Source organism: Ruegeria sp., assembly GCF_965199275.1.
Lineage (GTDB): Bacteria > Pseudomonadota > Alphaproteobacteria > Rhodobacterales > Rhodobacteraceae > Ruegeria.
Genome location: NZ_CBDAQX010000021.1, coordinates 105,452 through 132,395 on the forward strand (window position 1 = coordinate 105,452; position 26,944 = coordinate 132,395).

Consider the following 26,944-nt stretch of genomic DNA (forward strand, 5'->3'; position numbering starts at 1 on the left):
CAATCAGAATGGTCTGCGCAGGTTTATCGCCGCGCCCGCAAAGTGTCCACAGCATTGACCTTCCAAACGAAACAAGGCGGCCCCGATGGACCGCCCTGTACCGGGTATTCTCAGCACCAATGGGGTGCCGGGGGATTTAGGCTGTTCCCGTCAGCGTTCTCTAGGCCTCAAGGATATCGTCATCCTCGGCCGCTCCGGGCGGCATGTCGAAGTCCAGACCATGGGCCGCGCGGATCTTGTCCTCGATTTCCAAAGCGACCCGAGAGTGATCGCGAAGATACTGCTTGGCGTTTTCGCGACCCTGCCCGATCCGTTCGTCCCCGTAGCTGAACCACGAACCCGACTTCTCGACCACACCGGCCTTGACGCCAAGATCCAGCAGTTCACCCATTTTCGAGATGCCTTCGCCATACATGATGTCAAATTCCACCTGTTTGAACGGAGGGGCCACCTTGTTCTTAACGACTTTGACGCGGGTCTGGTTCCCGACCACTTCATCTCGATCTTTGATTGCGCCGATACGGCGAATGTCCAGACGAACCGAGCTGTAGAATTTCAGCGCATTACCACCAGTCGTGGTTTCCGGGCTGCCAAACATCACGCCAATCTTCATCCGAATCTGGTTGATGAAGATCACCATGCAGTTCGAACGGCTGATCGAGCCGGTCAGTTTGCGCATCGCCTGGCTCATCAGACGGGCCTGAACACCTACATTGCTGTCGCCCATGTCGCCTTCCAATTCGGATTTCGGCGTCAGCGCCGCCACCGAGTCGACCACGACCATGTTAACCGCGCCAGACCGAACCAGTGTGTCGGTGATTTCCAGCGCTTGTTCGCCGGTGTCAGGCTGCGAGATCAGCAACTCGTCCAGATCAACGCCCAGCTTGCGGGCATATTGCGGGTCAAGCGCATGCTCTGCGTCGACAAACGCACAGACACCGCCGCGCTTTTGCTGTTCGGCAATACAATGCAGCGTCAGCGTTGTCTTGCCCGAGCTTTCAGGTCCGTAAATCTCAACAATCCGGCCCATCGGCAGACCGCCGATTCCCAGCGCGATATCCAGACCCAGAGACCCGGTCGAGCTTGCCTCGATATCCTGCTTGGCATCCTCGCCCAGCTTCATGATCGAGCCTTTACCGAATTGCCGTTCGATCTGGGCCAGCGCGCTATCGAGCGCCTTTTGCTTGTCCGCGTTTTTCTTGTCGCTCATCGTCAGAAGATCCGCCATTGTCCTGTCGCCTTCCCTTTTGTCACACCCTTTGCCGGGCGGCAATCGCTGCTTTGTTCGCCTCTTGTTCCTTATGGGACCAAAAAGAGAACATTTCAACTAAAACTTACAGAACCTACTCTTGGCCAATTGTGTTAAAGATCAGTTTACGTCAATCTGTTATCCGAACTATCATCGACGTGGGAACACTAAATGCTTGTTTTCTATAAGGAACGCCTTGCGTTTTTATCTGTTCCCAAAACCGGCAGCACCGCCTATCACTCCGCATTGCGTGCCCGCGCGGATCTTGTGATCACCCACCCGCCCGAGCTGAAACACGCACCGGTGCGCCGATATGACCGCTTTATCCAGAACATGTTCCGCAAAATGTACCACACGGAGATGGAGATCATGGCCGTAGTCCGTGAACCCATCGACTGGCTGGGTAGTTGGTACAGGTTTCGTCGGCGTGAAGATCGCTTCGGGCATCCTCATTCGACACGAGATATCAGCTTTGACGCGTTCGTGCAGGCCTATATGCAGACCCCTCAGCCCGAATTTGCTAATGTCGGCAGTCAGAGTCAGTTCTTCCGCCCCCGAAACAACGGCGTTGGGGCCAGCTATGTTTTCAAATACGACCATCAGGACAGAATCGTGGAATTCCTGCAAAGCCGATTGAACTACGACTTCACTTTGAAGCGCGAGAACGTCTCGCCACCCGCAGAGACAATTCTGTCTTCTGAAACCGAAACGGCATACCGCAAGCATTCTAGGGCCGATTTTGCGGTCTATGACGCGGCGCAATAGGCGTCAGTTCATCTGCTGAAAAACGGCCTCAGTCAGTTGCGTCAAAGAGAATGGTTTGGGCAGAAAGGTCGAGTTCGGAACCTGGGGGCCCGAGTCGCCAAACGCGCCCTCGGTATAGCCCGAGACAAACACGACCCGGACATCTGGCCGCGTCTCCATGGCTCCTGACTTCCGACATTTTTTCGTATAAGTCATTGATATTATTATGCCTTGGTTGCCAAAAGGCACTACACGGACTTTTTTCGCCAGCGATTGTTTCGGAGTGTTGAGGGAGCTCAGGCTTTGGTCTGGCCAGTTTTTCGGGTGCGCCCGGGGGGTATCTTGAAAGGGGCTTCGTTCCAGGTCAGGCCGACGCAGGTGAGGATGCGTCTGGCATCGACCGTGGCATGGCTTGGCATGCCGTAGCGGTCAGGGGTGCCTTTGTGGCGCAGGATCGAGAGCTGCAATGCGTTCAACTCGTTGCGGATACGAGCCGGGCTCATCGGGTGTCCGAGCAGGTCCAGATGCTTGCGCAGGTGCTGCAGGCAGCAGAAGGCCATGTAGCAGATGGCGATATGGGCCCGGACCCGACGCGGCGACCAGTGATAGATGGGCCGGATTTTCAGATCGTGCTTGTTGGTGCGGAAGCAGGCTTCGATCTCCCACAACTGGTGATAGCGGGCAATGACGTCCTGTGCCTCCAGTTCGTCCGCACCATGAACAACAATGGCATGCAGCCCGTCCCATTGTGCCGCTGCCTTGATCTTTGCATCATCCAGCGTGACGTCCCCGCTGTCGGGGAAGGCCAGGAAGCGGCCATATCCCCGGCTGCTGAAGCTGCCGGGTTTGCGAGAGCGCTTGAGCTTCTTGTGCAGCTTTTCGATTGCCTTGTCGCGCTTGTGGGCATCATTGCGTGCCCGGGTGGGTGACCAGGTCACAATGACCCGCGCTCCCTCCTGGTCGATCACCTTGTACCAGCCCTTCTCGGTTGCCTCTTCAGAACCGTGTCCAGCCCAAGGCTGGCGTCCCTCCGGGCTCAAAATGTTCGCCTTCACGGCGGCCGGGGCGGACTTCATGCGATAGCCGAGGATGTAGGGCAGACCCTTGTTCTGCAACATCTGCTGGTTGTCCTTGCTGAGCATGGCGGCATCGGCCACGAACGTGACCCTGGCCACGTCGAAGCGTCCCTCCAACGCCTTCAGCGCAGCTTCCAGCGTATGACCTTCCCAGGTGTTTCCCGGGAAGAGTTCATAGCCCACAGGCAGCCCATCGGAGGTGACGATCAGCGCCAGCATGACCTGAGCGCGGTGATGCTTGCCATCCTTGCTGAAGCCCTTGGCCAGAAGATGATCCTGCTCGACCCCGTCCGCATCCTCGGCCGGGTCCTCGCGCTCGGTGTCAAAGGCCAGGGTCGTGCAATCGTAGAACAGCACGGTCACTGGCCCGCCCAGCAACTTCTCTGCCGCCGCGTGAGAGGTTTTGCAAATCCCGTCTATCACCGGCGTATTGATGTAATCCATGCTCCGATAGACCACGTCCAGATTGAGCGTGATGCCTGCCTGGTTCTCCAACGCCTCCACGGTCGCGCGCTTGCTCTCGGGCTGTGCGATCCGCGCCATAACCAGCTCTTTCACAATGCGATTGGCACTTTTACGCGCCGCCCCCAGAAGGGCCCCCCAACCCAGTTGGTCATACATCGTCCCCATGACATCCCGCAGACCCAGAGAGACCCGCGCCTCCTCACGGCACTCGGCAAGATCAACGCCAAGCTTGTCCGGCCGCGGAGCGCGGCGCACCAGCGCCTGCAGATCGGCATATTCCGTGGGCGTGAACAGTTCCATTTGCGGCGAGCGATCAATGCGTAATTGCTCCATCAAGCGGCCCGCCAGACGCTTGATATCCTCAATCTCGCTGTCGTTATGGGCCACACCCACATGGCGCAGGATCTTCTGGCGTACCTTGGAGCCGGTGCGGACGGATTCAACGATCTGGATCCGTGTGCGGTTGAGCTTTGCGTCATGTTTGGTGCGGATGAACATGGGCGAAGAGGTTAGCCATCTGAAGGCCCATGTCAATACTTTTTATAATAATGGGGCACTACAACGCGCCTCTGAGCAACCACACCTGAAAACAAACCAAAAACCCAGTCAGATCAACAAAAAGGTCGGAAGTCAGGAAACACGACCCGGACATCTGGCCGCGTCTCCATGGCTTTGGCAACCCAGGTCGGGCCGTCCATTCCGGGCATGACCACATCCGTTACGAACACGTCTACGTTCAGGTCGACATCTTCCAGCAAGGCCAGGGCGTCCTCGGCAGATTCAGCCTCGAGCACCGTATAGCCTTTCAGGCGCAACGCGCGAGTCGCGAAGGCCCGAACCGGTGCTTCGTCTTCGACCAAAAGAACAACGCCCTCGCCCTGGCGCGCCGTTTTGGAATCCGGCACATTTTCGGCCTGCTCTTCGACGGGTTTCGCTTCGACGCAAACCGGCAGGAGCAGGGAAAACTCAGTGCCGCGACCGACAGCGCTGTCGACAAAGATGAATCCACCCGTCTGTTTGACGATCCCGTAAACGGTGGAAAGGCCAAGACCTGTGCCCTCGCCCGTTCGCTTAGTCGTGTAGAACGGCTCGAATACTTTTTGCAGTTTGTCGGCGGGAATACCGACCCCACTGTCGATCACCTTGACGGTCATGTAATCGCCGGGCGGAACCGTGGCCCGGTCTTGGCGTAAGGGCTCGGTCAGGCTCAGCACCTCGGTTTCGATGCGAATCTCACCGCCTTCAGGCATTGCATCGCGCGCATTAACGACGAGATTCATCAACACCTGCTCCAACTGCCGTTTATCCGCACGCACAGGCTTAAGGACAGGATCATGGCTGAGCGTCAATTGAACTTTCTCACCGACCAATCGATTCAATAGGTGGATGAGGTCCGAGATGGTGTCGCGCACGTCCAGAACCTCAGGCCGCAAGGTCTGTTTGCGCGAAAAGGCCAGAAGCTGGCTGACCAGAGCCGCCGCGCGATTGGCATTCTGATTGATTTGAACGAGGTCACCATAGTTGGGATCGTTTTGATCATGGCGCAGCAGCAGCAGATCGCAATGACCTGATATCGCGGTCAATAGATTGTTAAAATCATGCGCAACCCCACCGGCCAACTGGCCGACAGCCTGCATCTTCTGTCCCTGAACAAATTGCGCCTCGAGTGTTTTCAACTCGGTCGCGTCGTTCAGAACCGCGATGAGGTGGGTTTTCCCGTCGATCTGAACACGGTCCAGAGTGACCTGCACAAACAGTTCTTTGTCGTCGCGGGTCAGTCGCTGGAATTCGGATCGGGCGGAATCCTCGCCCGATGCCGTTTGCGCCAGCCACTCGAGAATTGGATGGTTCAGCCCCTGCAGGATCTGGTCAATATTGGTCTCATTTAGGCAGAGATCACCCAAGAGAGCCAACGCCATCTGGTTTGCCTGCAGTATGGTCCCCTCGGGCGTCATGCAAATGATCGGGACGGGCAGTTCGGCAAGTGAGGATCCATGCTCGGGTTGGACAGGCTGAGAAACCGGCATCAAAACAAGGTGCCGTTCCGCCCCCGATGCTGATACGCCAGTGACCGCGACGCGTCTTTCCCCCTCAAAAGCAGGGACCGAGCACATCTGACCATCGTGGGGCAATCCGTTCGGAAAGATATTGTCAATCGAACCCGGTACCGTGCCAAAAAAAGCCCTTGCGGCGGTATTAAGGTGTAACAGGCGCCCACCCCGACCGATGGTCAGTACGGGAAGGGCGATTTTATCGCACTGCCCTTGGCGACCAAGTTTGAACCGCCAGCAGAACAGATGGTCTGCCAATCGAACAACCGAAACCGGGACATTCTCGCCAACTGTGATGATGTCCTCATCCGCTGAGCCATTTGCTTGGGCCAGTGTCTGCAACCTCAGTAGAAGGCTCGACGGGTTGGCGAAGACCGAGCGCAGGACCTCGGGCAGCGTTGCCTCCGGCTTGGCTTTCAACTGTTCGCGCGCAATTGGATTGGCGACCAGAACAGTGCCCTCTTCATCGGCAATAACGCTTGCGCAATCGTCCTGATCCACAAAAACTGCCAGCATATCAAGGGTTTGATGAGCGACCTTGTCGGCAAAGAGGCCATCGATCAGAATCCAGAGTGTCGCAAAAAGGACCGAGACTCCGACGACGATCATGCCTTGCGTCCAGTCCGCCGGCACCCGACCCGTATATGGCGCGACATATAAAAGGGCGGCCAGTCCAACCAGCGCTAAAACACGTGCAACAGACGGCGTTCTCCGCGAGCGGGGATAGGAGAACGAATATGTTGAATCGGACATGAATGACCCGGGTAGCTTTTTTGAGAGCAATAACGATCCCCTGACTTCCGACATTTTTTCGTATAAGTCATTGATATTATTATGCCTTGGTTGCCAAAAGGCACTACACGGACTTTTTTCGCCAGCGATTGTTTCGGAGTGTTGAGGGAGCTCAGGCTTTGGTCTGGCCAGTTTTTCGGGTGCGCCCGGGGGGTATCTTGAAAGGGGCTTCGTTCCAGGTCAGGCCGACGCAGGTGAGGATGCGTCTGGCATCGACCGTGGCATGGCTTGGCATGCCGTAGCGGTCAGGGGTGCCTTTGTGGCGCAGGATCGAGAGCTGCAATGCGTTCAACTCGTTGCGGATACGAGCCGGGCTCATCGGGTGTCCGAGCAGGTCCAGATGCTTGCGCAGGTGCTGCAGGCAGCAGAAGGCCATGTAGCAGATGGCGATATGGGCCCGGACCCGACGCGGCGACCAGTGATAGATGGGCCGGATTTTCAGATCGTGCTTGTTGGTGCGGAAGCAGGCTTCGATCTCCCACAACTGGTGATAGCGGGCAATGACGTCCTGTGCCTCCAGTTCGTCCGCACCATGAACAACAATGGCATGCAGCCCGTCCCATTGTGCCGCTGCCTTGATCTTTGCATCATCCAGCGTGACGTCCCCGCTGTCGGGGAAGGCCAGGAAGCGGCCATATCCCCGGCTGCTGAAGCTGCCGGGTTTGCGAGAGCGCTTGAGCTTCTTGTGCAGCTTTTCGATTGCCTTGTCGCGCTTGTGGGCATCATTGCGTGCCCGGGTGGGTGACCAGGTCACAATGACCCGCGCTCCCTCCTGGTCGATCACCTTGTACCAGCCCTTCTCGGTTGCCTCTTCAGAACCGTGTCCAGCCCAAGGCTGGCGTCCCTCCGGGCTCAAAATGTTCGCCTTCACGGCGGCCGGGGCGGACTTCATGCGATAGCCGAGGATGTAGGGCAGACCCTTGTTCTGCAACATCTGCTGGTTGTCCTTGCTGAGCATGGCGGCATCGGCCACGAACGTGACCCTGGCCACGTCGAAGCGTCCCTCCAACGCCTTCAGCGCAGCTTCCAGCGTATGACCTTCCCAGGTGTTTCCCGGGAAGAGTTCATAGCCCACAGGCAGCCCATCGGAGGTGACGATCAGCGCCAGCATGACCTGAGCGCGGTGATGCTTGCCATCCTTGCTGAAGCCCTTGGCCAGAAGATGATCCTGCTCGACCCCGTCCGCATCCTCGGCCGGGTCCTCGCGCTCGGTGTCAAAGGCCAGGGTCGTGCAATCGTAGAACAGCACGGTCACTGGCCCGCCCAGCAACTTCTCTGCCGCCGCGTGAGAGGTTTTGCAAATCCCGTCTATCACCGGCGTATTGATGTAATCCATGCTCCGATAGACCACGTCCAGATTGAGCGTGATGCCTGCCTGGTTCTCCAACGCCTCCACGGTCGCGCGCTTGCTCTCGGGCTGTGCGATCCGCGCCATAACCAGCTCTTTCACAATGCGATTGGCACTTTTACGCGCCGCCCCCAGAAGGGCCCCCCAACCCAGTTGGTCATACATCGTCCCCATGACATCCCGCAGACCCAGAGAGACCCGCGCCTCCTCACGGCACTCGGCAAGATCAACGCCAAGCTTGTCCGGCCGCGGAGCGCGGCGCACCAGCGCCTGCAGATCGGCATATTCCGTGGGCGTGAACAGTTCCATTTGCGGCGAGCGATCAATGCGTAATTGCTCCATCAAGCGGCCCGCCAGACGCTTGATATCCTCAATCTCGCTGTCGTTATGGGCCACACCCACATGGCGCAGGATCTTCTGGCGTACCTTGGAGCCGGTGCGGACGGATTCAACGATCTGGATCCGTGTGCGGTTGAGCTTTGCGTCATGTTTGGTGCGGATGAACATGGGCGAAGAGGTTAGCCATCTGAAGGCCCATGTCAATACTTTTTATAATAATGGGGCACTACAACGCGCCTCTGAGCAACCACACCTGAAAACAAACCAAAAACCCAGTCAGATCAACAAAAAGGTCGGAAGTCAGGAAACACGTGCAACAGACGGCGTTCTCCGCGAGCGGGGATAGGAGAACGAATATGTTGAATCGGACATGAATGACCCGGGTAGCTTTTTTGAGAGCAATAACGATCCAAAATGGTTAATGCCCGCTTAACAGAGTTAAGGGGCTAAGAAAACTACCTGAGGTTGTTTTAATGGGTTCCTATCTTATCAGATGCGCCGTGAAAAACCCGTCGACGCCATCCGTAACACGCCAATTCCGTTGCAGCTTCGCCGTCCAATCGGGGTTCTCCGACACAAAGCTTCCAATAACCTGTGTGTTTTCGTCCTGAAGCATCGAACAGGTTGCATACGCGAGAAGGCCCTCGGGATGAACCAGTGGCGCGACCTCACCCAGAATCGCACGTTGCAGCTCAGTCAATTCGATCAAACGCTCTTCGGTCAGGGCCCATTTTCCGGCCGGAACGCGCCTCCAAGAGCCACTGCCCGAGCAAGGTGCATCGACCAGTACGATGTCAAAGGGCGCGAAACCCGCTAGTTCCGCGGTCTCAACGCAGGTTACTCTTACGCCCGCGCGGTCAGCGCGGTTCGGCAGGTCCTGCATGCGCTTCGGGTTGATGTCATGCGCAAACACCTCGACTCCTTGATGAGCCGCAAGGGCCAGCGATTTCCCACCACCACCGGCGCAATAGTCAAGTACACGCACACCAGGCTTAAGGGGCAAAGCTGCCACAACCGCCTGACTGGCTGCGTCCTGTAGCTCGACCAGACCGTCCAGATAAGCCCGGCTTTGCGCAACCTTGCGTGCGCCCTCAATCACGGTAAGAGCCGTCTCGCAGGCTGGATGAAGTTCAGTTTGAATACCCTCAGCCCCCAAAGCACGGGCGGCGCCTTCCACGTCTGTCTTGCGCAAATTGACCCGCAGATGAGCCGGAGCGCGGCTTTGCAGCGCAGTTGCAGCCTCAGTCGCTGCATTCCCCAAGGACGCCGTAAACCGGGGCCAGAGCCAGTCTGGAATATCAAACTGCTCGGCCAGTGACACGAAACCGCGACCCTGCTCAGACGCTTCAATCGGCTCAGGCGCGTGGCGTTCGCCAGTGAAGAGAGTGGCAGGCGCCTGCCCCGCAGCACGCAGCGCTCCGATCATCAGTCCCCGACCCGTCTCAGCCCCCCCAAGAGCCGCAAAGGACCGTTTGCAGCGCAAGGCCGTAAAAACGTGATCCCGCACCGCTGCGCGATCCTTGGAGCCTGCGAACCGGCTGCGCCGCGCCCACCCAGTCAGGGCTTTTTCAACGGGCGCGCCGTCCAGAATTTGGTCAAGGATCTCGATTGAGGCCTGAACACGGGCTGCCGGGGTCATCTTTCCCTCCGTCGGGTTTTCCAAGAACGCAAAACGGCGCCCGCGTCGGGGCGCCGCCTACAACAGATCACCAGATCACATAACCCGGTAGTTCGGGCTTTCGCGCGTGATCTGCACGTCATGCACGTGGCTTTCCTTCAGACCCGCCCCGGTGATTTTGACGAAATTGCAGTTCTTGCGCATCTCTTCGACCGTGGCGCAGCCGGTATAGCCCATGGCCGCGCGCAGACCGCCGACCAGTTGGTGAACAACCGCTCCTGCAGAGCCTTTATAGGGCACCTGCCCTTCGATCCCTTCCGGCACCAGCTTGTCATTGGCGGCATCTTTCTGGAAATAGCGATCCGCCGAGCCACGCGCCATGGCGCCCAAGCTGCCCATGCCGCGATAGGATTTGAAAGAGCGGCCCTGATACAGGATCACCTCACCCGGGCTTTCATCCGTACCCGCGATCATCGAACCGACCATGGCGCATGACGCACCCGCCGCGATGGCCTTGGCGAAATCGCCCGAGAACTTGATACCACCATCGGCAATCACCGGCACATCTCCGGCGGCTGAGGCGCAGTCCATGATCGCCGTCAGCTGAGGCACCCCGACACCGGCCACCATCCGCGTGGTACAGATCGAGCCCGGCCCGATGCCAACCTTGATCGCATCCGCGCCCGCATCAATCAGCGCTTTGGTGGCGTCAGCCGTTGCGACGTTACCTGCAATGATCTGAACTTCGTTCGACAGCGTTTTGGCGCGTTTGACCGCCTCAAGAACACCTTCGGAATGGCCGTGAGCGGTATCGACGACGATGATATCGACACCCGAGTCGACCAGTAGTTCCGAACGCTCAAACCCTGCATCCCCGACCGAGGTCGCGGCGGCGACGCGCAGACGGCCCAGATGGTCCTTGCAGGCCGTTGGGTTCAGAACGGCTTGTTCCGTGTCTTTCAGGGTCAACAAACCGGTCAGCTTGCCCTCACCATCAACGACCAGCAGTTTTTCGATCCGACGAGCGCGCATCAGGGATTTGGCCTCTTCCAGATCGGCAGGTTCTTGCAGCATCGCCAGATTGTCCGAGGTCATCATGGCCTTGATGGGCGTGTCATCCGACGTGGCAAAGCGCATGTCCCGGTTGGTCACGATGCCGACAACGCGGCCCTGCTCATCCACAACCGGGAAACCCGTGAAGTTGTAGCGCTGAACCAACGCCTGCGCGTCTGCCAGCGTCTGATCAGCGCGCAGCGTCACCGGGTTGTAGACGATGCCGGATTCGAACCGTTTCACACGGCGGACCTCGCGGGCCTGTTCCTCGACCGAGAGGTTCTTGTGGATCACACCGATCCCACCGGCCTGCGCCATGGCGATGGCCATGCGCGCCTCGGTCACAGTATCCATGGCCGAGCTGAGCAGCGGGATGTTCATGGAAATCTGACGCGTCACGCGCGTCGTCGTATCCGCCGTTGCCGGCAGCACTGAAGATGCGCCCGGAACAAGAAGTACGTCGTCAAAGGTAAGTGCCTCACGAATCTGCATCATCAAACCCCATGCAAAAGCCCGTTTGGCGGTGACCCTATTGCATGGATTGACCCGAAGGAAAAGCCCCAGAACCCAAGTTGTTTGTCCTTGGGTAGGAATAGCAGGTCACAAAACGACGCTCGTTGTACAAAACGTGCCGCTGTCAGGGCTTTCCCTTTGTGAATAAATTCATATCTTCCCCGGCATACGCGCGAACACTTTAAAGGCAGGCCGACCATGACCACCGACCCCCTTGTCGTCTTTACCCCCTCGGGCAAACGCGGGCACTTTCCCATTGGCACCCCGATTCTGACCGCCGCCCGACAGCTTGGCGTCGATCTGGATTCGGTTTGCGGGGGGCGCGGCATCTGCTCGAAATGTCAGATCACGCCTAGCTACGGCGAGTTTCCCAAGCACGGCGTGACGGTCTCGGAAGACGCGCTGAGCGAATGGAACGCGGTCGAGCAGCGCTATGACGACAAACGTGGCCTGAAACCCGGTCGTCGTTTGGGCTGTCAGGCCTCGGTTCAGGGTGATGTTGTGATCGACGTGCCGCCCGAAAGTCAGGTTCACCGTCAGGTTGTCCGCAAGGCCGCAGCTGCGCGCGCCATCACCATGGACCCGGCCACGCGGCTATATTTCGTCGTAGTCGAGGAACCCGATATGCACTCGCCCACCGGCGATCTGGAGCGTCTGGAACGTGCCCTGCGCGAGCAGTGGAAGATCGAGGCCGTCACCGCAGATCTGTCCCTGATGTCGAAGCTGCAACCGGTTCTGCGCAAAGGTAAATGGGAAGTCACTGTTGCCGTTCACAAAGGTCATAAGGACCCGGTGGCCCGCATCGTCGAAATCTGGCCCGGCCTGCACGAAGGGGGTCTCTTTGGTTTGGCCATCGACCTCGGCTCGACCACGGTTGCGGCGCATCTGACCGATCTGGAGACAGGTGAGGTCAAGGCATCCTCGGGCCTGATGAACCCCCAGATCCGCTTCGGCGAAGACCTCATGAGTCGCGTCTCCTACGCCATGATGAACCCCGGCGGCGATCAGGAGATGACCAAGGCCGTGCGTGAGGCGATCAATGACCTGACCACCTCAATCGCTGAAGAAGCGGGCATTGACGCCAGTCTGATCGTTGAGACTGTTTTTGTCTGTAACCCGGTCATGCACCATCTGCTTCTGGGTCTGGACCCGGTCGAGCTGGGACAAGCTCCGTTTGCGCTGGCGACTTCGGAAAGCATGTCCCTGCCCGCGCGTGAGATGGACCTGACCACGATGAACCCGCGCGCGCAGATCTACATCCTGCCCTGTATCGCCGGTCACGTGGGTGCCGACTGTGCTGCCGTTGCCTTGTCGGAAGAACCCGGCAAGTCCGAAGATCTGGTGCTGATCGTAGACGTGGGTACCAATGCCGAAATCCTGCTCGGCAATACCAGTCGTGTTCTGGCTTGCTCGTCGCCCACAGGGCCTGCCTTTGAAGGCGCGCAGATCAGTTCGGGCCAACGCGCCGCGCCCGGTGCGATTGAGCGGATCGAGATTGACCCCGTCACCAAGGAACCCCGCTTCCGCGTGATCGGATCCGAGAAATGGTCCGATGAGGACGGCTTTGATCAGGACATCGCCACCACTGGCATCACCGGCATCTGCGGCTCGGGCATCATCGAAGCCGTGGCCGAGATGCGCATCGCCGGTCTGTTGGACGAAAGCGGCCTGATCGGGTCGGCCGAGCAAACCGGCACGCCCCGCTGCGTTCCCGAAGGGCGCACACACGCCTATCTGATCCATGATTCCAGCGCGGAAGGTGGCCCTCGGATCACCGTCACCCAAGGCGATATCCGGGCCATCCAGCTGGCAAAATCGGCGCTTTATGCCGGTGCGCGCCTGTTGATGGACGAGATGGAGGTCGACCGCGTGGATCGCGTGGTTCTGGCCGGGGCCTTTGGGGCGCATATCTCGACCAAACACGCGATGGTTCTGGGCATGATCCCGGATGCGCCGCTCGACAAGGTTTCTAGCGCGGGCAACGCGGCTGGCACCGGCGCCCGGATTGCCCTGTGCAACATCGGATCGCGCGCCGAGATCGAACGTGTGGTGCGCGAGATCACCAAGATCGAAACCGCCATCGAGCCGAAGTTCCAGGACCACTTCGTCGCCGCCAACGCGATCCCGCACAAGACCGACCCCTTCCCGGAACTCGCACAGGTCGTCACCCTGCCCGCACCGTCCTTCAACACCGGTGGCGGCGATGAGGAAAAGACTGGCCGCCGTCGGCGCCGGAGGTCATAGTTCCCCTCAAAAGGGGGCTGCGATGCTGAACATCAACGGTGATCAGGAAGAGTTCTGGGGCAAGTCTGAAATGGGTGCCCGCTGGCTGACCTTTGAAGATCAGCTGGACACCTTGTTTCAGCCCGTCCTGGAACTGGTCCTGAAACGATCTGGCCTGTCACGGGGCATGCGGATTCTTGATATCGGCTGTGGCACTGGCGCATCTGCGCTGGCCGCTGCGCAGCTTGTCGGGGCTGAGGGTGCGGTGCGCGGCATCGACATATCGGAACAGTTTCTAGAGCGCGCGCGCCAGCGGGCCAGCAATGCTGGTCTGGGCAATCTTTCGTTTCAATATGCCGACGCTCAGACCACAGAGCTTTCGCGGGGCGATATTGACGCGATGATCTCAAGGTTCGGCGTCATGTTCTTTGCCGACCCGACCGTCGCCTTCGCCAACATGGCTCGCGCCCTGAAGCCCGGTGCGCAGATGACCTTTGCCGCCTGGGGCGGTCTGTCTGACAACCCTTGGTTCAAAACCCCGCATATCGCTGCCACAGCGCGGCTGGGTCAGCCGCCTAAAGTTGACCGCAATGCCCCTGGGCCGCTCGCCTTCCATGACAAGGACAGAGTCGCTGGTCTGATGACCGATGCGGGGCTGGTGGATGTTCAGGTCACGACGGTTTCGCTGATGTTAAACGGGCCACTATCGGTCGAAGACGCAGCCCTGCTTTGCACCCGTGTGGGACCTGCTGCGCGTGTGATCGCGCATTTCAACGGCACCGAAGAGGATGTGCGCGCGATCGTCGATACTGTTGTGCTACAGTTCGAGGAATACCTCACTTCGGAAGGAACGCGTGTCCCGGCCGCTATCAACCTGCTGCAAGCGCGCCGTTCACAATAGACATTGAAGTTGGAGCGGGTAGCGGGAATCGAACCCGCGCGTTCAGCTTGGGAAGCTGACAGGCTACCATTACATCATACCCGCCGCGAAATTTGAGATACCATCGCCACCTGAGGAACTGCAAGCGCCTTTCGGTGAGGTTTATGGATTACTCTGTCCTCGCCCGCAGAGAGTCGATCAATGATTGGTCAACATCCAATGCCTTACACGCCGCGTCCAAAGTCCGTTTGTCCAAATGCTGTGGGTTTAGATCTATGTCCTTTGAGAACGCATCAACGATGGCTTGCATTGCCGTGATTCTCGCAGATTTTTTGTTGTTAGCCGGAATAACGTGCCACGGTGCAATCGCCGTTGACGTACGCGCCAGCATCTCATCGACGGCGATCCCGGCCTCGTCCCAACGCTCGCGATTGCGGAAATCCTCATAAGTCAGCTTCCAGCGCTTCAATGGGTTGCGCAGGCGTTCGGTGAAACGCGCCATTTGTTCGTCTTGTGAGATATGAAAGAACAGCTTTACGATCCGGGTGCCGTCATCAACAAGCATGCGCTCGAAATCGTTGATCTCTCGATATCCCGCGCGCCACCGTTTCTCCGGTGTGAACTTCTCGATCCGTTCCACCAGAACACGCCCGTACCAACTGCGGTCAAAGGCCGAGATTGCACCTTCTGGCGGCAAGCGCTCCCAAAACCGCAGCAGATAGTGGCGATTGAGATAGTAGTTGCGCGGCGCGCCGATCGGCCAGACTTTGAAACTGCGCGGATCAAGCGCCTGGCTGATACGGCGGATCGTGCCACCTTTGCCAGCGGCATCCCAACCTTCAAAGACGATTACACCCTTGGTTCCATGGAAGAGAAAAGCTTGCTGAATACGTGCCAGTTTCGCCTGCAGATCGATCAGCTTGTCGAAATAGACCTTCTTGCCCAACTTCTCACTCAGGTCTGCGTCGGCCAGTTTTGGAGGGTGATGTTTGGACATGAAAGCACCTGATCGTTGCGGAAAGGACCGCCCCAGTCTCTACGATATCACGCTTGCTGCATTGATCAGGGTCAAACGAAAAAGGCCGGACGTAATGCCCGGCCTTTGGTCTAATAGCTCAGAAAATCAAGCTCGACGGCGGCGGCCACCGCCGCGACGACCGCCTGCTCCACCGGCCGCAGCCGCTTCTTCAGGCGATTTGTTAAACTTGATCCATGCCCCGCCGTGCGGGTCGTTGTTTGTCAGCAGGTTGGCGGCGCGGATGGCCTCCATCTCCTTGCCGGCGCGCGGTTGGGTCGAGCCCAGACCGAACATCTGAACGAAGGCCTCATCGTCCATACCTTCGGGCAGGATGATACCGGCGGCGGCAACGGCCTCTTTCTTCTCGGCGATTTTCTTCTGCGTCGTCGGCAGAGCAACCGGGTTCATGATCGCAGAGGTCATGCCAGCACCCATCGCCATCGGCAGGAAGGCGTTGTTGATGCCGTGACGGTTCGGCAGACCGAACGAGATGTTGGACGCACCACACGTGGTGTTCACGCCCAGTTCCTCACGCAGACGACGGACCAGAGCGAAGACCTGTTGGCCAGCAGTTGCCATCGCGCCGATCGGCATAACCAGCGGGTCAACCACGATGTCATGCGCTGGGATGCCGAAATCGGCAGCGCGCTCAACGATTTTCTTGGCCACGTCGAAACGCACATCGGGGTCTTCGGAGATGCCGGTATCGTCGTTCGAGATCGCAACAACCGGAACGTTGTATTTCTTGACCAGCGGCAGAACCAGCTCCAGTCGCTCTTCTTCGCCGGTGACCGAGTTCAGCAGCGGACGGCCTTCAGCCGCCTCGAGACCGGCCTCCAGCGCACCGGGAACCGACGAGTCGATGCAGAGCGGGACGTCAACCAGACCCTGAACCAGCTCAACGATTTGGCGCATCAGCGGCGGCTCGGTCTCGTTCGGGTTGGGGTTCGAATTGTAGACAACGCCTGCGTTGATATCCAGAACGGTCGCGCCAGCGGCGACCTGCGCCAGGGCGTCTTTCTCAACGGTTGAAAAGTCGCCTGCCTCAAGCTCAGCGGCCAGTTTCTTGCGGCCTGTGGGGTTGATCCGCTCGCCAATCACGCAGAACGGTTCGTCAAAGCCAAGAACGGCGGTTTTTGTTTTTGATTCTACGACTGTACGGGTCATGTCCGTTCCTTAAGCGTTGACCGGCTTCGCCGAAGCGCCGCCGTTGTTGATGGCCCAGTTGGCGTTGGTCTTGATGCCGCCAAGGGGGAAGAAGTGTACGTTGGTGATGTTGAAATCCGGGTTGGCAGCTTTGTATTCGGCCAGCTCGGTGATCACATCATTTGGCTCATAGGGCAGCAGCAGTTTGGAGACATCCATGGCGCGCTTTTGCAGAACTTTCAGCGACGGGCCAACGCCACAGGCGATAGCGAACTTGATCAGGGTCTGCAGCTTGGCAGGACCCGCGATACCGATATGGACGGGGATGTCGATCCCCGCCTCTTTCAGACCGTTCGCCCATTCGATGATCGGCTTTGCGTCGAACGCGAACTGAGTGGCCAGCGCCATCTCGGCGTCGGTGGTTTCGCTGAATTTCTGTTTCCAGCGCAGCGCGTCATCAACGTTCTTGGTCGAGCCGTCCGGGTCGATGTCCTTGTTGCCCTCGGGGTGACCGGCAACATGCAGGCGCTTGAAACCGGCTTTGTCGAACAGGCCTGACTCCAACAGTTGCATCGAGCTGTCGAAATCACCATGGGGCTTGGCCACGCCGCCAGCCAGCAGCAGCGCCTGATCAACGCCCGCTTCGCCCTGATACATCGAGATCCAGTTCTCCAGCGTCACGGCATCCTTGATGATGCGCGCCGGGAAGTGCGGCATGACCGGGTAACCTTCGGCGGAGATGCGCTTGGCGGTTTTCACCATGTCTTCGATCGGCGTGCCTTCGATGTGGGCGATGTAGACACGGGTGCCTTCGGGCAGCAGCGCGCGGAAATCTTCGACCTTTTCGGCGGTCCGGGGCATTACCTCGATCGAGTAGCCCTGCAGAAAGGCTTCGACGGTCGGGTTTACAGGGCCGTTTTCGGCGGCATCACGTTTCTTGAAGTTCAGCAAAGCCATTGCGGCCTCCCATATAGATTTCGGGCTCATGCCCAACCGTCATTCGCGATCAGTGCCTTGATGCGGTCCTGATCGTATTCCGTTTCCAGACGCACAGCCTGCGCTTCGGCAATCTCGGACGGGTCGCCCTCAACCGCGAAAGACTCAGCCTTGCGCCATTCGGCCAGGTAGGCATCGCTGTCCTTGGCATTCACCTTCATGGCGGCGCGGTCGATGGCCTGTTCAAACCGTTCTTCCAACTGCCGCTTTGCGCCACGACGGCCTTTGCCGACGATGACCTGAGCGGGGATGTCGCGCCAGTACACGATGGTGACGTCAGGCATAGCTGTGATTCCTCCTAACCAATGGGGCGGTTCTAAACGTCTATATTGGGCTAAGGAGGTCGGTTTTCGACACCCAGCGCCTTCCAAGCGACCTTTTTGCCTATGACGGTGTACAGTGGTTTTAGCCGGGTTTCACAGAAAACCAGATATCAAAACTTTCAACGCTTGTATGAGGATGGCTCAACACAAGCAAAAACCCCGGGCGGCAACACCGTCCGGGGCCTATTTTTAAGGGCGTTTTCGGCCTTAGCCGACCAAGCCACCATCGTCGCGCGTGACCGCGATGATGGCCGAGCGCGGCACGGCATCGCCGCCTTCGGGCCAGTGGCTGTTGCCGTCCTCACCGGGGTGCTGGACGCCTACGAACATGGTGCGGCGATCCGGCGACCAGCTGAGGCCGGTGATCTCGCACTCATTCGGGCCGACCAGGAAGCGACGAATTTCGCCGGTGACCGGGTCACCTGCCAGCATCTGGTTGTTGCCCTGACCTTCGAAATCACCTTCGTTGCCATAGTTGCCGTCGGTCTGGATCCACAGCAGGCCGTTGCTGTCGAATTTCAGACCATCGGGTGAGTTGAACATGTTCTCGGCATTGACGTTGTCCGACCCGCCATAGGTGTCCTGATGGACATTCGGGTTGCCCGCCAGCACATACAGATCCCAGGCAAAGCCGGGCGCGGTATGATCGCCACCTTCGGGGCGCCAGCGTACGATCTGGCCATAGTTGTTAGCCTCGCGCGGGTTCGGACCGTTGACCGAGGTGTCATCCCCACCGGCATTCGGCTTGACGCCCCGGTTCTTGTTGTTGGTCAGACAGCAATAGACCTCGGCCACGTTCGGGTTGGCGGCCACCCATTCGGGGCGGTCCATGGTGGTCGCGCCCACAGCAGACGCGCCCTGGCGGGTGTGGATGCTGACCTCAGCTTGCGAAGCCAAACCGGTTGTCTCGGGCGTCAGGTCCAGCCATTCACCGGTGCCGTCATCGTTGAACTTGGCAACCGACAGCGTACCGTTTTCCAGCAGCGCGTTGGTATCGACGCCTGCTGCATAGACACCGTCCGAAACGAAGCGGTACAGGAACTCGCCGCGCTCATCATCGCCCATATAGACAACAACGCGACCGTCATTATTCACTACAGACTCGGCATTTTCATGCTTGAAACGTCCCAGAGCGGTCAGCTTGCGCGGGGTCGAGGTTGGGTCGGTCGGGTCGATCTCAACAACGTAACCGGCACGGTTCGGTTCATAGGGGTTCTTCGAGACGTCAAAACGCTCGTCGATCTTGGCCCAGCCATAGCCCCAATCCTTGGACGAGACGCCATAGCGCTTCAGCTCGGCGCTGACTTCGTGCGCTTCGTCTTCTGCCGAGAAGTAGCCGTTAAAGTTCTCTTCACAGGCCAGATAGGTGCCCCAAGGCGTCATGCCGTTGCCGCAGTTGTTCCACGTCCCCTTGGAGGTCGTGCCGGTTGGATCAGCGGCGGTTTTCATCAGGTCATGGCCCGCAGCCGGTCCGGTGATGGTCATGTCGGTCTGCGGCGTGATACGGCGGTTATACGGGCTGTCCTTGACGATGCCCCATTTGCCGTCGGTATTGGCAATCTCGACCACCGTCACACCGTGGGCCATCATGCCCTTGGCGACATCGTCATCCGAGGCCGCCTTGGCGTCCGGATTGTTGCCCCACAGAATGTCACGGTTGGTGTATTCGTTGTTCACGACCAGCAGAACGTGACCGTCATGGAAGAAAACGTCCTGACCGTCGGTGTTGTCGCCAAAGGCGCGTTCCTGGCTGGCGGCGGTGCCACGAGTCGCAGGATCGAATTCAGGTGCGTCGGACCACAACGGATCGCCCCAGCGTACCATGACTTCGGCCTTGTAGCCTGCGGGCACGACCACTTCATCGGCAGTGGAGACTGGAATCGCCTCGAACGAGAACCGATCAGCTGACGCGCGTGCACCGGTAGGCAGAAGCGAGCCGCCTACTGCGGTAAAGCTGCCCATGGCCAAAACGCCCCCCAGAAAGCCACGTCGCGACAAGGCGCGCTCGACCACTCGGTCAAATTCACATTCCTCGGGGCGCGGATTTACGACTTCATCAAATTCATCGAAGGACAGGGTGCGCTCATCTTTCATGGCAGTCTCCGTATCTGGCTGTAAGCTTGTAGAGAATCCCGAAATGGGGATCGGCACGGGAATTGCATTTCAGTATGAACGCTGTGTGACACTCACGTTAAATTCAAAATTGAAATCACTGTCGAGAACATTCTGAATTGTCCGGTGTAGGTAACATGCCAATTGTCCGCTTCAGTTGATTGCGCGGTGGCCCAATTCGGAGGGAGCCGTAGGCGACCGTAGATTTGGGCCACCGCGTTCGCGCCACGTCGAAGCGGGTCACGCGACTTTGTGTTTGCTATCCTCCTGTGTGATGGGTGATCCGTCAGGCTGGTAGCGGCCAATGCATCTCGGGCCGTGGAAGATGACCAGTTGACCATCGGGGTATTCGTGGACCCTGACCTTCGCCTTGACGAAATGATGACGGTGCCTGTCTGCCGCGATCTGCATGACCAGGCCCTTGTAGCGCACCGTATTGTCGTTGCCGACGACGCGGTCTTCCTGCACACACAGGGTGTCGCGCACATTGCCTGTAAACGGCACGAAGGCCGAGGTCGTATCCTCCGGCTCCTTTGCAAACAGGGCATTGTGTTCGGGAAGATAGACCTCTTTCAGGAACTGATTGGCCTCTTCAATGGTTGTGATCCCATGGGACCGCAGTTCCTGCGGCAATCGGTTCTGGAACGTGCCAAACATGCGTTCAGACCGTCCACGGGCCTGCGGTGAATAGGCCGGGATCAGCTCAATGCCGAGTTGCTGCAAGGCGCGCCCGACCTGGGTCAGATTGTCCTTGTCCACTTTGCCGCCCGCTTCGGGCGTATGCCAGTAATGAGAGCCCCGATCGGCATAGAGCGAGCAAAACAGACCTTGCGCCTCGATCACCTCTGTCAGCCCCTGAAAACTGCTCATCGTCCCTTCTTCCTCGACAAAGAATGCCGAATAAACCCGGTTGGTGGCATCGTCCATGGTGACGATCAGATCCCACCACTGACCCGGAACCCATTCATGGCTGGAGCCGTCCTGATGCAACATCATGCCAACCATCGGACGGCGGGGCCGCTTGCGCCGATGGGCACCTCGTCGGGGTGCTGCCTGAACCCGGCCGTGGCGCTGCAGTGTAAGCCGCACCCAGTTGTAGCTCTGTGTGAAACCATGGTGGGCCACCAGCTTCTCGTGGAAATGCTTCGGCGTGTAATCCCAGTACTTGGTATCAAACAGTTCAAGCATCTCCATGACCTTATCCGTGGCAACACGATTGTTGGCCAGTTTGCCAAGCCGACGGTCGTACAGACCTTCTGCACCATCCGCCTCAAATCGATCCTCCCAACGCCTGACGGTGCGCACGGATACACCCAGTATCTCAGCCGCCTGTTCTTGCGTCAGCTTGTTCGCGCTTCGCCGCGAATACACATCTTCAAACTTCATCAGTCGAACTTCCTGTAACACTTCTGCTCGGTTCATAACGCCTCCTCTCAGAGACAGAATAGAACCGGACAGATCGCATGTTACATACACCGGACATATCGCGTGTTAGCGACATTCAAAATTGAAATCACTTGCGCGTCGGCGAGACCCCGCCTAGGGTCAACTTAACTCGAAAATCGGAGGGCGTTACGAATGGCGCCCAAGCGTCCCAAAGGTGCGGGCGCGTTCCCGAAGGCGGTCGAAAGCCCCGCGCCGGCAAGACCCGATCCAGATGCACTCTATGCGGCGTTGGATCTGGGGACAAATAGCTGCCGCATGTTGATAGCCCAACCCAAGGGGAGCGGGTTCCATGTGGTCGACAGTTTCTCCAAATCCGTGCAGTTGGGCGCGGGTTTGGAACGCACGGGACGGCTGTCCCGGGCATCAATGTCGCGCACTGTTCAAGCGCTGCGAATCTGCCAGCAAAAGCTGAAGCGCAACAAGGTTAAACGGATGCGTCTGGTCGCAACCGAGGCCTGTCGCCGCGCCAAGAACTCACGGGATTTCATCCGGCAGGTGCGGCGTGAAACCGGCCTGAACCTTGAGATCATCCAACCCGAGGAAGAGGCCCGTCTGGCCGTCATCTCCTGCGCGCCTCTGGTGTCGACCAAGACCGAGCAGTTGCTGGTCGTTGATATCGGCGGCGGCTCGACCGAGCTGGTGTGGATCGACATCTCGTCCGTGCCGCGTCGCGATCGGCCTGCGGCGATCATGCGCTTGCATAACGGATTTCACACCGCCGACAGCCCCTTCCCGGCCGCCAAGGTCGTGGACTGGATCAGCGTCCCGCTGGGCGTCGCAACCCTGCGCGACCAGTTTCATGACGTCGAGGATGACTCGGCCCGGTTTGCGCTCATGAGCTGGTTTTTCGAGGAAAACCTCGCCGACTTCGCCCCTTACAAGGACGAACAGACCCGAGCGGGTTTTCAGATCGTCGGTACAAGCGGTACTGTCACGACCGTAGCCGCCTCGCATCTGGGCCTGAAGCGCTATGACCGGACCAAGGTGGACGGTTTGCGCATGACCAGCGATCAGATTGACAAAGTCATACGCGGGTATTTAGAACTCGGCCCTCACGGGCGACGCCGGGACCCTCGGATTGGGGATGACCGGCAGGCCCTGATCATGTCCGGCTCGGCCATTTTGCAGGCCCTTTTGCGTTGCTGGCCCACCGACCGCCTGTCTGTGGCGGACCGGGGGCTGCGTGAAGGGTTGCTTTATGCGCAGATGAGCGCGGACGGCGTATTGGAAGACGGACCGTTCTGATGGCGAAGACACCGAGTGGAAAAAACACCTCAGGCCGCGGACAGCGCGACCTGAAGGTCAAGGTGAAGACAGCGCGTGGGCGCAAGCTCAGCTCGACCCGGTGGCTTGAGCGGCAGTTAAACGACCCCTATGTCAAACGCGCGAATGCCGAAGGTTATCGCGGGCGAGCGGCATTTAAGATCCTCGAACTGGATGAGAAGTTCCGCTTTCTGGTCCCCGGTGCGCGCGTTGTTGACTTGGGTTGTGCGCCTGGTGGCTGGCTGCAGGTCGCGGTCAAACGGGTGAATGCTTTGGGCGAGAAAAGCGGCAAGCGTATTGGCACCGTTCTGGGTGTTGACCTGCAAGAGGTCGAACCTGTTGCAGGCGCGACGGCTCATGTGCTGGATTTCATGGAAGATGACGCGGATCTCAAGGTCAAAGAGTGGCTGGGCGGCAAGGCTGACGTTGTGATGTCGGACATGGCTGCCGCGTCTTCGGGTCACAAGCAGACCGACCACTTGCGGATCATGGCATTGTGCGAAACCGCCGCTTATTTTGCCTTTGACGTGCTGGAGGATGGCGGCACGTTTGTGGCCAAGGTTCTGGCCGGTGGCGCCGAGGGCGATCTGCAAAAGCTGCTCAAGCAGAAGTTCGAGAAAGTCGCAAACGTCAAACCGCCTGCATCGCGTTCGGACAGTTCCGAGAAGTTCGTGGTTGCGACCGGATTCCGAGGCGGCGCCTAGTCCTCAAGTACGATCTGACCGGCCAACCGCTGTTCGCGAAGCGACGCGGCTGCAATGCCTTGCAGCATCAGCCCCTCACCATGGTTAAGATCAATCGGCTTGCGGCCCCGAAGTTCCGCGATCCGTTGATCCATTGAGACCTGCCTGCCCCGTGCAGCTGGCTGTTTCAAAACATGTTCCGACATGTGACACCTTTTACAACCCGTTGACCTGACACCCTCGGACATAGGTCTACAGGTGAATTCTGCCGGGATGATGGCGCGAAACGGGCGCGCGAGGGCCGTTCTTATGGCCCGAGTGTCGCTAACACGCGATATGTCCGGTGTATGTAACATGCGATCTGTCCGGTTCTATTCTGTCTCTGAGAGGAGGCGTTATGAACCGAGCAGAAGTGTTACAGGAAGTTCGACTGATGAAGTTTGAAGATGTGTATTCGCGGCGAAGCGCGAACAAGCTGACGCAAGAACAGGCGGCTGAGATACTGGGTGTATCCGTGCGCACCGTCAGGCGTTGGGAGGATCGATTTGAGGCGGATGGTGCAGAAGGTCTGTACGACCGTCGGCTTGGCAAACTGGCCAACAATCGTGTTGCCACGGATAAGGTCATGGAGATGCTTGAACTGTTTGATACCAAGTACTGGGATTACACGCCGAAGCATTTCCACGAGAAGCTGGTGGCCCACCATGGTTTCACACAGAGCTACAACTGGGTGCGGCTTACACTGCAGCGCCACGGCCGGGTTCAGGCAGCACCCCGACGAGGTGCCCATCGGCGCAAGCGGCCCCGCCGTCCGATGGTTGGCATGATGTTGCATCAGGACGGCTCCAGCCATGAATGGGTTCCGGGTCAGTGGTGGGATCTGATCGTCACCATGGACGATGCCACCAACCGGGTTTATTCGGCATTCTTTGTCGAGGAAGAAGGGACGATGAGCAGTTTTCAGGGGCTGACAGAGGTGATCGAGGCGCAAGGTCTGTTTTGCTCGCTCTATGCCGATCGGGGCTCTCATTACTGGCATACGCCCGAAGCGGGCGGCAAAGTGGACAAGGACAATCTGACCCAGGTCGGGCGCGCCTTGCAGCAACTCGGCATTGAGCTGATCCCGGCCTATTCACCGCAGGCCCGTGGACGGTCTGAACGCATGTTTGGCACGTTCCAGAACCGATTGCCGCAGGAACTGCGGTCCCATGGGATCACAACCATTGAAGAGGCCAATCAGTTCCTGAAAGAGGTCTATCTTCCCGAACACAATGCCCTGTTTGCAAAGGAGCCGGAGGATACGACCTCGGCCTTCGTGCCGTTTACAGGCAATGTGCGCGACACCCTGTGTGTGCAGGAAGACCGCGTCGTCGGCAACGACAATACGGTGCGCTACAAGGGCCTGGTCATGCAGATCGCGGCAGACAGGCACCGTCATCATTTCGTCAAGGCGAAGGTCAGGGTCCACGAATACCCCGATGGTCAACTGGTCATCTTCCACGGCCCGAGATGCATTGGCCGCTACCAGCCTGACGGATCACCCATCACACAGGAGGATAGCAAACACAAAGTCGCGTGACCCGCTTCGACGTGGCGCGAACGCGGTGGCCCAAATCTACGGTCGCCTACGGCTCCCTCCGAATTGGGCCACCGCGCAATCAACTGAAGCGGACAATTGGCATGTTACCTACACCGGACAATTCAGAATGTTCTCGACACGTTCTTATGGCCCGAGTTGCCGGGATAGCTCTTGAAGGTTCGGATCATTGGGAATGCGCTGCAAGCCTTCCAGCACGACCTCACGAGCAGCTTGCGGCCCGCGATTGATCTGTGCCAGTTGCACTAGCATCGGCCATGCTTCCGAACGCTGGGGGTCGAGGGTCACAACCTCACGAAAGGCACGCTCTGCTGCTGGAGCGTTGCGAAAGGTCAGCGCCATGCCGCCCAGCACCATATGGGTTTCAGGGAAATCCAGACGGTTTGAGATTGCCCCCTGCCATTCGGCGGTAGCCTGTCCTGCCAAGACCCGTTGTTCCTCGGTCATCGCCTCGGGCGGAATTGTCAGGACCTCTTTGGCAGCTGAAATCCGGACGTTGCGCAATGGGTCCGAAAGCAGCGCCTCCAACCGCTGCAACTGATCGCGGGGAGAGGCCTGACGCTGCAAAGTCACAGCGTTGGCCCTAACCAGCGGATCGGCATCCGTAAGCAACTCCGCCGTGGCGTCGGCCACCTGACGGGAGCCGAAGGGTTGCAGCAGATACGCTGCTGTTGCGCGCACGATCCCGGCCTGAGACGGATCGGTGGCAATGGCCAGCAGCCCTTCTGGACTGTCCGCCTGCCCCGCCATCGCTGGCGCAAAGACCGAACCGAAATGCGGGCCGCGATGGGTTGAGGTCGGAAACCAGCCCTCGATTTGCGCCGCGGCCCATGGCTGGTCGTTGTCGGTGTGGCAATCGGTGCAGGCATCCTGCCCAAGTCTCAAATCAGGGCGCGGCACACGGAAACTGTGATCCCGCCGACCGTCGACGCCCATATAGACACGTTCGATCATGTGGCAGGTCTTGCATTGCGCACCTGCGCTGTCTTCGGGGTGATGGTGATGATCAGGGGTGTCATAGTCCTTGCGGGCCAGAGTTGGGAAATCCGGATTGCCCGCCGGTGAATGGCATTGCGTGCAGACCCCGTTGCCCTCCGCCCTCAACGTTGCGCTATGGGGTTCGTGGCAGTTCATGCAGCCCACGCCCTGTGCGTACATCTTGGATTGCAGGAAGGACCCATAAACATAGACCTCATCCAGAATCTGACCGTCGGGGTGATAGGCCCCCGGTCGCAGAAGCGCCAGATTGTAGGCGTCGTGATAGGGCGTTCCGGGCAGGGGGTTGCCCTGCTCATGCGCCTCGCGCCGGGAATGGCAGCCCGCGCATTGCTGAATTTCTGCCTCGGTCTGGCCCTTGCCCCATGACATCGCGAAGCCGGCCTCGCCTACCCCTTCGGGCAATATACGGCCATTGACCCAGTCGATATGTGCCGAGCCGGGACCGTGGCAGGCCTCACACCCGACACCGATCTCAGCCTGGCGAGACTGATAGCTGCGGGTTTGCGCGTCGTAGTTCTTTTCAAAGCCGGTTGCGTGGCATTCGGCGCAGCGGGCGTTCCAGTTCTTGTAGGGCCCAGTCCAGTGCAGCCCGTCATCAGGGGGTAAATCCTGATCCGGATAGAGGTGGAACCAGCGTTTGTTTTCCGTGTCCCAGACCACATCAAAGCTCTGCAGTCGGCCGGGATCGGTTTCGAACAGGTATTGCTGCAAGGGCTCAATGCCGACGACCGAGTGGACGTCATATTCGGTCATCACACCGTCTTTTTCTGTGACCTGGGCGGTTGGGACCTCGCCGCTAGGGCCGAACAGGACCGACATGCCGTCATGCTGAAAACGGGTGCCATCAAAATCGGCAACCATCTTCCCTGCCCCTACCTCGGTCCAGGCCAGCGCGTGGTGCGAGTTGGCCCAGGCCTCGGCCTCATCCACGTGACAGGCAGTGCATTGATCCGAACCGACATAAGACTGCGCGTTGGCGGCCCCGGCCAATGCAACAAAAAGCATCACCC

The 26,944-nt window shown here is 58.8% G+C and carries 23 protein-coding genes and 1 tRNA gene; 8 read left to right on the plus strand and 16 right to left on the minus strand.

Annotated elements, in window-relative coordinates; translation table 11 throughout:
- Window positions 1-160 precede the first annotated feature (160 nt).
- Window positions 161-1,228 carry a recombinase RecA gene (recA, locus tag ACOERD_RS15265; protein ID WP_419739602.1) on the minus strand — a complete coding sequence of 356 codons (1,068 nt, stop codon included), beginning with the start codon at window positions 1,226-1,228 and terminating at the stop codon, window positions 161-163.
- A 192-nt stretch (window positions 1,229-1,420) separates the two neighbouring features.
- Here recA and ACOERD_RS15270 point away from each other — a divergent pair, with 192 nt between their 5' ends.
- A complete protein-coding gene (locus ACOERD_RS15270) occupies window positions 1,421-2,014 on the plus strand; it encodes a sulfotransferase family 2 domain-containing protein (protein WP_419739603.1) in 594 nt (197 codons plus the stop codon).
- A 3-nt stretch (window positions 2,015-2,017) separates the two neighbouring features.
- Here ACOERD_RS15270 and ACOERD_RS15275 read toward each other — a convergent pair whose 3' ends face one another.
- Both ACOERD_RS15275 and ACOERD_RS15280 read right to left on the minus strand, forming a co-directional pair.
- Window positions 2,018-2,173 (minus strand): hypothetical protein, encoded by a 156-nt coding sequence (locus ACOERD_RS15275; protein ID WP_419740175.1) that lies wholly within the window; start codon window positions 2,171-2,173, stop codon window positions 2,018-2,020.
- A 116-nt stretch (window positions 2,174-2,289) separates the two neighbouring features.
- Window positions 2,290-4,032, minus strand: a complete 1,743-nt coding sequence (locus ACOERD_RS15280) for an IS1634 family transposase (RefSeq protein ID WP_419737624.1) — start codon at window positions 4,030-4,032, stop codon at window positions 2,290-2,292.
- Between ACOERD_RS15280 and ACOERD_RS15285 the strand changes: the two genes are divergently transcribed.
- Window positions 4,025-4,243: a hypothetical protein gene (locus tag ACOERD_RS15285; RefSeq protein ID WP_419739604.1), complete on the plus strand. Its 219-nt coding sequence runs from the start codon at window positions 4,025-4,027 to the stop codon at window positions 4,241-4,243. The two genes, ACOERD_RS15280 and ACOERD_RS15285, sit on opposite strands and share 8 nt — an antisense overlap.
- Here the strand turns inward: ACOERD_RS15285 and ACOERD_RS15290 are convergent.
- Window positions 4,146-6,194, minus strand: a complete 2,049-nt coding sequence (locus ACOERD_RS15290; RefSeq protein ID WP_419739605.1) for an ATP-binding protein — start codon at window positions 6,192-6,194, stop codon at window positions 4,146-4,148. The two genes, ACOERD_RS15285 and ACOERD_RS15290, sit on opposite strands and share 98 nt — an antisense overlap.
- Window positions 6,195-6,489: 295 nt before the next feature.
- Window positions 6,490-8,232, minus strand: a complete 1,743-nt coding sequence (locus tag ACOERD_RS15295) for an IS1634 family transposase (RefSeq protein WP_419737624.1) — start codon at window positions 8,230-8,232, stop codon at window positions 6,490-6,492.
- On the opposite strand from ACOERD_RS15295, the gene ACOERD_RS15300 reads away from it, so the two are divergent.
- The gene (locus tag ACOERD_RS15300; protein WP_419739606.1) at window positions 8,225-8,410 is read left to right on the plus strand and encodes a hypothetical protein; all 186 of its coding nucleotides are present in this window, start codon (window positions 8,225-8,227) and stop codon (window positions 8,408-8,410) included. The two genes, ACOERD_RS15295 and ACOERD_RS15300, sit on opposite strands and share 8 nt — an antisense overlap.
- A 135-nt stretch (window positions 8,411-8,545) precedes the next feature.
- On the opposite strand, the gene ACOERD_RS15305 is transcribed toward ACOERD_RS15300, so the two are convergent.
- Together ACOERD_RS15305 and guaB are read right to left on the minus strand one after the other, a co-directional pair.
- Entirely contained in the window at window positions 8,546-9,703 is a 1,158-nt protein-coding gene (locus ACOERD_RS15305; RefSeq protein ID WP_419739607.1) for an RsmB/NOP family class I SAM-dependent RNA methyltransferase, read from the minus strand.
- 75 nt (window positions 9,704-9,778) lie between these two features.
- Window positions 9,779-11,227, minus strand: a complete 1,449-nt coding sequence (guaB, locus tag ACOERD_RS15310) for an IMP dehydrogenase (RefSeq protein WP_170374314.1) — start codon at window positions 11,225-11,227, stop codon at window positions 9,779-9,781.
- Window positions 11,228-11,446: 219 nt separating this feature from the next.
- Between guaB and ACOERD_RS15315 the strand changes: the two genes are divergently transcribed.
- A complete protein-coding gene (locus ACOERD_RS15315; protein ID WP_419739608.1) occupies window positions 11,447-13,492 on the plus strand; it encodes an ASKHA domain-containing protein in 2,046 nt (681 codons plus the stop codon).
- Window positions 13,493-13,514: 22 nt separating this feature from the next.
- Complete coding sequence (locus tag ACOERD_RS15320) at window positions 13,515-14,372, plus strand: class I SAM-dependent methyltransferase (protein WP_419739609.1); 858 nt, start codon at window positions 13,515-13,517, stop codon at window positions 14,370-14,372.
- Window positions 14,373-14,382: 10 nt separating this feature from the next.
- Here the strand turns inward: ACOERD_RS15320 and ACOERD_RS15325 are convergent.
- From ACOERD_RS15325 to ACOERD_RS15355, 7 genes are all read right to left on the minus strand, one after another.
- A tRNA-Gly gene (locus tag ACOERD_RS15325) sits at window positions 14,383-14,456 on the minus strand.
- A 64-nt stretch (window positions 14,457-14,520) separates the two neighbouring features.
- Window positions 14,521-15,348: a polyphosphate kinase 2 family protein gene (locus ACOERD_RS15330; protein WP_419739610.1), complete on the minus strand. Its 828-nt coding sequence runs from the start codon at window positions 15,346-15,348 to the stop codon at window positions 14,521-14,523.
- 126 nt (window positions 15,349-15,474) lie between these two features.
- Window positions 15,475-16,536, minus strand: coding sequence for a methyltetrahydrofolate cobalamin methyltransferase (locus ACOERD_RS15335; RefSeq protein WP_170373670.1), 1,062 nt, complete (start codon window positions 16,534-16,536; stop codon window positions 15,475-15,477).
- Between the two features lie 9 nt (window positions 16,537-16,545).
- Window positions 16,546-17,472, minus strand: a complete 927-nt coding sequence (locus ACOERD_RS15340) for a methylenetetrahydrofolate reductase (protein ID WP_419739611.1) — start codon at window positions 17,470-17,472, stop codon at window positions 16,546-16,548.
- A gap of 26 nt (window positions 17,473-17,498) precedes the next feature.
- Window positions 17,499-17,795 (minus strand): virulence factor, encoded by a 297-nt coding sequence (locus tag ACOERD_RS15345; protein ID WP_419739612.1) that lies wholly within the window; start codon window positions 17,793-17,795, stop codon window positions 17,499-17,501.
- A gap of 246 nt (window positions 17,796-18,041) precedes the next feature.
- On the minus strand, window positions 18,042-19,928 hold the full coding sequence (locus ACOERD_RS15350) for a PhoX family protein (RefSeq protein ID WP_419739613.1): 1,887 nt from the start codon (window positions 19,926-19,928) through the stop codon (window positions 18,042-18,044).
- 258 nt (window positions 19,929-20,186) lie between these two features.
- A complete protein-coding gene (locus ACOERD_RS15355) occupies window positions 20,187-21,368 on the minus strand; it encodes an ISNCY family transposase (protein WP_419737631.1) in 1,182 nt (393 codons plus the stop codon).
- A gap of 156 nt (window positions 21,369-21,524) precedes the next feature.
- On the opposite strand from ACOERD_RS15355, the gene ACOERD_RS15360 reads away from it, so the two are divergent.
- Together ACOERD_RS15360 and ACOERD_RS15365 are read left to right on the plus strand one after the other, a co-directional pair.
- Window positions 21,525-22,637 (plus strand): Ppx/GppA phosphatase family protein, encoded by a 1,113-nt coding sequence (locus ACOERD_RS15360; RefSeq protein ID WP_170373666.1) that lies wholly within the window; start codon window positions 21,525-21,527, stop codon window positions 22,635-22,637.
- On the plus strand, window positions 22,637-23,359 hold the full coding sequence (locus tag ACOERD_RS15365; RefSeq protein ID WP_170548820.1) for an RlmE family RNA methyltransferase: 723 nt from the start codon (window positions 22,637-22,639) through the stop codon (window positions 23,357-23,359). The genes ACOERD_RS15360 and ACOERD_RS15365 overlap by 1 nt, the downstream gene beginning before the upstream one ends.
- Here ACOERD_RS15365 and ACOERD_RS15370 read toward each other — a convergent pair.
- Entirely contained in the window at window positions 23,356-23,493 is a 138-nt protein-coding gene (locus ACOERD_RS15370; RefSeq protein ID WP_419739614.1) for a hypothetical protein, read from the minus strand. The two genes, ACOERD_RS15365 and ACOERD_RS15370, sit on opposite strands and share 4 nt — an antisense overlap.
- A 242-nt stretch (window positions 23,494-23,735) precedes the next feature.
- Here ACOERD_RS15370 and ACOERD_RS15375 point away from each other — a divergent pair, with 242 nt between their 5' ends.
- On the plus strand, window positions 23,736-24,917 hold the full coding sequence (locus tag ACOERD_RS15375) for an ISNCY family transposase (RefSeq protein WP_419737631.1): 1,182 nt from the start codon (window positions 23,736-23,738) through the stop codon (window positions 24,915-24,917).
- A gap of 144 nt (window positions 24,918-25,061) precedes the next feature.
- Here ACOERD_RS15375 and ACOERD_RS15380 read toward each other — a convergent pair whose 3' ends face one another.
- Window positions 25,062-26,939, minus strand: a complete 1,878-nt coding sequence (locus ACOERD_RS15380; protein ID WP_419739615.1) for a cytochrome c3 family protein — start codon at window positions 26,937-26,939, stop codon at window positions 25,062-25,064.
- Window positions 26,940-26,944 lie beyond the last annotated feature (5 nt).